Source organism: Carnobacterium sp. (assembly GCF_032094055.1).
Classification (GTDB): Bacteria; Bacillota; Bacilli; order Lactobacillales; family Carnobacteriaceae; genus Carnobacterium_A.
The window spans coordinates 1-848 of sequence record NZ_DAMDAK010000015.1 but is presented as its reverse complement, the minus strand read 5'-3'; the positions used below and the strand labels follow the sequence as shown (position 1 = coordinate 848).

Here is an 848-nt window from a genome sequence, read left to right as displayed (position 1 = left end):
ACCATTATAGGAGAACGTGGAGTTAAACTATCTGGCGGTCAAAAACAACGCTTATCCATTGCCCGTATGTTTTTAAAAAATCCGCCTATTTTGATTTTAGACGAAGCAACATCAGCTTTAGATACGGCTACTGAGCAAGTTATCCAAGAATCATTAAATTCATTGGCTACAGGGAGAACGACTCTGATCATCGCTCATCGTTTAGCTACTATTAAACATGCTACACGAATTATCGTGGTAGATGAAACAGGTATTGCTGAAGAAGGAAATCACGATGAATTGATGGCTTTGAATGGAGCTTATCGTCGTTTGTATGATGCTCAGTTTTCAAATTAAAAGCAGTTTAGTATCACGTGAAGGCGATTTATAAAAAAAGCTAGTGTTAAACAAATAAATTAGGTATAATCACCCTATATTAGTAATAGAGAAAGTTTCTTTTCTTTTTAATGGCGAACTGGAGGTTTTTTGATGAATAACTATATTGTAGTGATTGGTACATTTATTTATGGATTGATGTTACTGAGTTTTTATAGTTTTTTTATTCGTATTTTTTTAAATAAACATAAAACAATCAAGCCAAAGAAAAATGCCCAAGTTAGCTTTTAACAATCTGCTATCACACAAAGAGAGGAATGAAACCATGGAACCGTCAGCAAGAAGAGAACAGATTATGTCCATTTTAAAAAAAGCAACAGCTCCTGTCAGTGCTACTGCGTTAGCAAAGTCTTTCCAAGTTAGTCGACAACTCATTGTAGGAGATATAGCCTTGATTCGGGCTACTGGGGTAAATATAACAGCAACTCCTAAAGGATATGTCTTACATGGCGATGTCTTGGCTGAGGACCGTT

Annotated in this window: 3 protein-coding genes; all 3 read left to right on the top strand. The window is 35.6% G+C overall.

The window, feature by feature from the left end; translation table 11 throughout:
- Positions 1 to 336, top strand: a 336-nt coding sequence (locus RT405_RS03790) for an ATP-binding cassette domain-containing protein (RefSeq protein ID WP_313467685.1), incomplete at its 5' end; no start/stop codon positions are given.
- 132 nt (positions 337 to 468) lie between these two features.
- Entirely contained in the window at positions 469 to 606 is a 138-nt protein-coding gene (locus RT405_RS03785) for a hypothetical protein (protein ID WP_313467683.1), read from the top strand.
- A gap of 34 nt (positions 607 to 640) precedes the next feature.
- On the top strand, positions 641 to 848 hold a 208-nt coding region (locus tag RT405_RS03780), incomplete at its 3' end, for an HTH domain-containing protein (RefSeq protein WP_313467681.1).

Excerpts from the sequence above, each read along its gene's own strand:
- RT405_RS03785 (WP_313467683.1), top strand. The coding sequence starts at position 469 with ATGAATAACTATATTGTAGTGATTGGTACATTTATTTATGGATTGATG.